Below are 5,434 nucleotides of genomic sequence, written 5' to 3'. Positions count from 1 at the left end.
CCGCAGCCGACCCCGGCCGCGCAGCCGCAGGCGACCGCCCCGGCGGCGGACTTCCAGCCGTTCTGGTTCGCCGTCCCGGCCCCGCGCCAGCTGGCTCCGAAGGACAACCCGGCCGGCGCCCCGGTCGGCGAGGTCGTGCCGGGCACCTGGTACCTGGCCGTCGAGCAGCGCGGCACCGCGCTGGTCGCCCAGCTGCCGGACGGCAACCAGGGCGTGCTGGCCGACACCACCGGCATCCAGCGCGGCTGACACCCCCGGAGCACACCGACGTCGGGCACGCACCCGCCCTCGGACGCACATGCGGAAGGGGCGGGACCGGATCTCCGGTCCCGCCCCTTTTGCATGTGCGCTGCGCTCAGCAGCAGTCCTGGACCACCAGCCCGGCGGGCAGTTGCTCACCGCCGAAGACCGAGACCGTCGCCGGGTCCCCGCCGAGCGCGGCCACCGCGAGCAGCAGCGCCCCGGCCGTCCAGGTGGTGCGCTCCTCCGGCCAGATCGCGTCGTCCTCGAAGACGTACCCGGTCCAGTAGGAGCCGTCCTCGTGCCGCAGGTGCTTCTGGATCCAGCGCAGGATGTCCACCGCGCGGTCGGACTGGCCGATCGCCCAGAGCGCGAGCGCCAGCTCGGCGCTCTCCCCGCCGGTCACCCACGGGCGGTCGCTGACGCAGCGCACGCCGAGGCCGGGGACGACGAAGCGCTCCCAGTCCCGCTCGATCCGGGCCAGCGCCGCCTCGCCGCGCAGGCCGGTGCCGAGCACCGGGTAGTACCAGTCCATCGAGTAGCGGTCCTTGTCCAGGAACCGCTCGGGGTGGTGGGCGACGGCGTGCCCCAGCTGCCCGGCCGCGAGCTCCCAGTCGGGCTGCGGCTCCTCCAGGTACTCGGCGATGGCCAGGCCGCAGCGCAGCGCGTGCAGGATGCTGGACGAGCCGGTGAGCAGCGCCTCGTCGGTGGCGGTGCCGTCCTCGTCGACGCGCCAGGCGATCGGGCCCCCGGGCAGCCGCAGCCCGACGATGAAGTCGAGGGCGCGCCGGGCGACCGGCCAGATCCACTCCAGGAAGGTGTCGTCGCCGGTGCTGAGGTGGTGGTGCCAGACCCCGACCGCGATGTACGCGCAGAAGTTGCTCTCCTTGGCCCGGTCGGTGACCACGCCGTCGGTGTAGCCGGCGTACCAGGAGCCGTCCGGGTTCTGGGCGGCGGCGAGCCAGCGGTAGGCGGCCTCCGCGGCGGCGTGCTCGCCGGCCGTGTCGAGGGCCATCGCGGCCTCGGTGTGGTCCCAGGGGTCGAGGTGGTGGCCGGCGAACCAGGGTATGGAGCCGTCGGGGCGCTGCTCGGCCAGGATGCTGCGCACGGTGTCGGCGGCCTGCTCGGCGTCGAGCACCCCGTCGAGCAGCAGCACCTCGGGGACGGCGGCGGTCATGCCTGTGCCCGCTGGGGCTCGGCGCGGTTGGGCTTGGAGGCGTACGCGACGAAGCTCTTGCCGATCACCGGGTTGAGCGCGCGCTCGGCGGCCTTGGTGAGGCGGCTGATCACCGGGGTGCCGACGATGTCCCAGACCAGCAGCTGGTGGTACGCCTTGACCGGCAGCGCCTTGTCGTTGTCGACGCCGACCGCGCACTTGATCCACCAGTACGGCGAGTGAAGCGCGTGCGCGTGGTGGGTGCCGTACGGCTCCAGGCCGGCGTCCTTGAGCTTGCCGAGCAGCTCGTCGCCCCGGTAGATCCGGATGTGGCCGCCCTCGACCTCGTGGTACTCGTCGGACAGCGCCCAGCAGATCTTCTCCGGCAGCCAGCGGGGCACCGTGACGGCGAGCAGGCCGCCCGGCTTGAGGACCCGGAACATCTCGTTGAGCACGCCCTTGTCGTCCGGGATGTGCTCCATCACCTCGGAGATGATGATCTTGTCGAAGTACTCGTCCTCGAACGGCAGCGCCAGCGCGTTGCCCTCCATCGCGACCGCCGACGCGCCCTCGGGGGCCTCACCGGCCTGCTCCATCGCCGCGAACCACTTCCCGACCTCGGCGATCTCCTCGGCGTTCTGGTCGAGGGCGATCACGTTGGCGCCGCGGCGGTAGCACTCGAACGCGTGCCGGCCCCCGCCGCAGCCCAGGTCGAGCACCCGGTCGCCGGGGGCGAGCGGGAAGCGCGAGAAATCGACGGTCAGCACTGCTGGACTCCCATTCCTATTGCTGCCAAGCGTTCATGACGCTTCGTCAGACCACTCAGTCCGTTGCTCGGGGCGCTTCCGCCCGGGAGCGCACCGCTCGGGCACGCACCGCTCAGGCCACGTACCGCCAGCCCGGCCCCGAGCGGGCCCGGGCGCCGGCGCCGGTGGCGATCGCCGCGCGGTAGGCCTCGGCGGTCAGTTCGGCAGCCCGTTCCCAGGTGAAGCGGGCCAGTACCCGCTCCCGTCCGGCCGCGCCGAGCCCGGCCCGCAGCTCCGGGTCGTCCAGCAGCCGGCCGAGCGCGCCGGCCAGCGTGTCCGCCTCCCCCGGCGGCACCGCCAGGCAGGTCTCCCCGTCGGGCCCGGCCACCTCCGGGATCGCCCCGCCGGTGGTGGCGACCAGCGGGGTGCCGGTGGCCATCGCCTCGGCGGCGGGCAGCGAGAAGCCCTCGTACAGCGAGGGGACACAGGCCACCTCGGCCGAGCGGTAGAGGTCGACCAGCTCCCGGTCGGTCAGCCCGCTGCGGAACTCGATGTGCTCGGCCAGCCCGAAGCGGCGCACCGCCTCGGCCACCGGCCCGTCCTCCTTCTGCGGCTTGCCGACCACCACCAGGTGGGCGTCCCGCTCGGTGCGGACCTTGGCCAGCGCCTCGACCAGGAAGACCAGGCCCTTCAGCGGGACGTCCGCGCTGGAGGTGGTGACGATCCGGCCGGGGACCCGCTCGATCTCCTCCGAGGGCGACCAGAGCCGGGTGTCGGCGCCGATCGGCACCACCGAGATCGCGCCCGGCGCGACGCCCAGGTGCTCGGCGATCTCGCGCCGCGAGGTGCCGGAGACGGTGATCACGTGGTCCAGCCGGGCGGCGACCCGGCGCTGCATCCGGGTGAAGGCGTACCAGCGGCGCAGCGAGAGCCGCTTGACCCGGGTGGTGGCGGCGTCCAGCTCCAGCTGCCGGTCCACGGTGATCGGGTGGTGGATGGTGGTGACCAGCGGGAAGCCGTGCCGGGCCAGGCCGAGCAGGCCGTAGCCGAGGGTCTGGTTGTCGTGCACCACGTCGTAGCGGCCCTTGTGGGCGGCCAGGTACTGCCGGGCGCGCAGCGAGAAGGTGAGCGGCTCGGGGAAGCCGCCGGTGCGCATGGTGGCGAACTCCAGCACGTCCACCGGACCGCGGAACTCGTCGCGGGCCGGGGTGCGGAAGGGGTCGTCGGCGCGGTAGAGGTCCAGGCTGGGCAGCTCGACCAGGCGCACCGAGCCGGGGCCGTCGACCTCGTCGAGCACCGGGTAGGGCTGGGCGCCGATCACGTCCACGTGGTGGCCGAGCCTGGCCAGCTCGCGCGAGAGGTGTCGTACGTACACGCCCTGACCGCCGCAGAAGGGGTCCCCGCGGTACGACAGCAGGGCAATCCGCAGCGGCTGCGCGGTCATCCTGGGCCCTCTTCTCTAGCTGCTCTCGGTGCTGCCGGTCGTGCGTCCGGTCGCTAAAGTAGATCAGGTTTCAGTGGCTGTGGAACTCGTCATCGAACGCGTGAACAATGAGAGACCTCGAAGATACCGGCCCGTAGCTTTTCCTCAGGAGCCAGGGCTGGTGATTCCCGCCACGCCGAACCCTGCCGACCACGTGGAGCACACCGCCACTCTCGCCCGCCCGGGAGCCCCCTTGCCGCCGCCCTCACCGTCAGCCTCTCCCTCTCCCCTGCCGCCGGTTCCGCCTCCGGGCGAGCCGCCGCTGACCGCTCGCCAGGCCGAGCGGCGCCGGCGCATCCTGCGGGCCGCCACCGCGCTGGCGGTGCGGGGCGGGTACGAGGCGGTGCAGATGCGGGAGGTCGCGGAGAGCGCGCAGGTCGCCCTCGGCACGCTCTACCGGTACTTCCCGTCCAAGGTGCACCTGCTGGTGGCGGTGATGCTGGAGCAGCTGCAGGGCCTCCACGAGCACATCCGGCGGCACCCGCCGACCGACGTCGAACCGGCGCTGCGGGTCGCCGACACCCTCACCCGGGCCTTCCACGCGCTGCAGCGTGAGCCGCTGCTGGCCGAGGCGATGGTCCGGGCGCTGTCCTTCGCGGACCGTTCGGTCGGGGCCGAGGTGGACCAGGTCAGCGCGGCCACCGGACAGCTCATCCTGGACGCCATCGGCCAGTCCGGGCCGCCCACCGAGAGCCAGCGCGCGGCCGTGCGGGTGATCGAGCACACCTGGCACTCGGCACTCGTCGCCTGGCTCTCCGGCCGCGCCTCGATCGCCGAGGTCCGGGCCGACCTGCACACCGCGGCCCGGCTGCTCACCCTGCCGTGAACCGGCCGCCCGCCCTGCCCCGGGACGCCGCCGACTGGAACCTGTTCCTGCCGCGGCCGGGCCGCCCGGCGCGCTCCGGCGGCTAGAGTCGACGGGCAGCACAACTCCATCCCGTTCCTCCCCCGGGGAAAGCCGGTGCGAATCCGGCGCTGACCCCGCAGCCGTGAGTCCGGCGCCGCACCCGGCCGCCGGGCGAGTCGGAGCGCCCGGGGAGGGGCGAGCGGCCAGTCCGGACGCACGCGCCCGGCACCGTCGAGGACTACGGAACGGCCCCGCCCGGGCCACCACCGCTCACCGAAAGGCACACCCGCACCATGCTGACCGCCGCCCGCCTGGGCGCCGCCGCCCTGTCCGCCGCACTGCTCACCGGCCTCGCCGCCGGCCCGGCCCTCGCCGAGGTCCCCACGCCCACCATCCCGGACGGCCTGTACGGCAAGAGCGACCCGACGTACGACGGCGTCTGGCGGCAGTCCCTCGCGCTCACCGCGTTGACGGCGGGCAAGGTCACCCCGGCCGACTCCGCGGTCGGCTGGCTCACCGGCCAGCAGTGCGAGGACGGCGGCTGGCCCTCCTACCGGGCCGCCGGCGCCGCCTGCGACGCCAAGTTCGAGGACAGCAACGCCACCGCCGTCGCCATCCAGGCCCTGGTCGCCCTCGGCGGGCACCAGGAGGCCGTCGACAAGGGCGTCGCCTGGCTCAAGGCCAACCAGAACGCCGACGGCAGCTGGGCCTACAACCCGGGCAACCCGGGCGACGCCAACTCCACCGGCCTCGCCGTCAACGCGCTGTTCGCCGCCAGGACCGACCCGGCGGGCGTCGCCAAGGCCGGCAAGTCCGCCTTCGACGGGCTCGCTCTGTTCCAGCTCGGCTGCGCCGCCCCCGCCGACCAGCGCGGCGCCTTCGCCTACCAGACCGACCCGGCCGGCGGCGCCCTCACCCCGAACGCCCTGGCCGGCGGCCAGGCCGCGCTCGCCGCCGGCGGC

5 protein-coding genes, 1 pseudogene and 1 riboswitch are annotated in these 5,434 nt (G+C 74.1%); of the genes and pseudogenes, 3 read left to right on the top strand and 3 right to left on the bottom strand.

What is annotated here, in order from left to right; all coding sequences use genetic code 11:
- Nucleotides 1–249 (top strand): annotated as a pseudogene (locus KS423_RS37440) (hypothetical protein); the annotation flags it as partial.
- 106 nt (nucleotides 250–355) lie between these two features.
- Here KS423_RS37440 and KS423_RS37435 read toward each other — a convergent pair.
- The 3 genes from KS423_RS37435 to KS423_RS37425 all read right to left on the bottom strand — a co-directional run bounded on the left by KS423_RS37435 (nucleotide 356) and on the right by KS423_RS37425 (nucleotide 3,586).
- Nucleotides 356–1,417, bottom strand: a complete 1,062-nt coding sequence (locus KS423_RS37435; RefSeq protein ID WP_224284202.1) for a prenyltransferase — start codon at nucleotides 1,415–1,417, stop codon at nucleotides 356–358.
- Nucleotides 1,414–2,163, bottom strand: coding sequence for a class I SAM-dependent methyltransferase (locus tag KS423_RS37430; protein WP_224284201.1), 750 nt, complete (start codon nucleotides 2,161–2,163; stop codon nucleotides 1,414–1,416). The genes KS423_RS37435 and KS423_RS37430 overlap by 4 nt, the downstream gene beginning before the upstream one ends.
- A gap of 112 nt (nucleotides 2,164–2,275) precedes the next feature.
- Nucleotides 2,276–3,586, bottom strand: coding sequence for a glycosyltransferase family 4 protein (locus KS423_RS37425; protein ID WP_224284200.1), 1,311 nt, complete (start codon nucleotides 3,584–3,586; stop codon nucleotides 2,276–2,278).
- A 232-nt stretch (nucleotides 3,587–3,818) separates the two neighbouring features.
- Between KS423_RS37425 and KS423_RS37420 the strand changes: the two genes are divergently transcribed.
- Nucleotides 3,819–4,451, top strand: coding sequence for a TetR family transcriptional regulator (locus tag KS423_RS37420; protein WP_374120097.1), 633 nt, complete (start codon nucleotides 3,819–3,821; stop codon nucleotides 4,449–4,451).
- 131 nt (nucleotides 4,452–4,582) lie between these two features.
- Nucleotides 4,583–4,653: riboswitch (cobalamin riboswitch) on the top strand.
- Nucleotides 4,654–4,765: 112 nt separating this feature from the next.
- On the top strand, nucleotides 4,766–5,434 hold a 669-nt coding region (locus tag KS423_RS37415; RefSeq protein WP_224284199.1), incomplete at its 3' end, for a prenyltransferase/squalene oxidase repeat-containing protein.

Origin of the sequence: Streptomyces sp. LS1784, assembly GCF_020103755.1 — a bacterium.
Lineage (GTDB): Bacteria > Actinomycetota > Actinomycetes > Streptomycetales > Streptomycetaceae > Kitasatospora.
The sequence above is the reverse complement of the archived record's forward strand: the minus strand, read 5'-3'. Positions and strand labels throughout refer to the sequence as shown.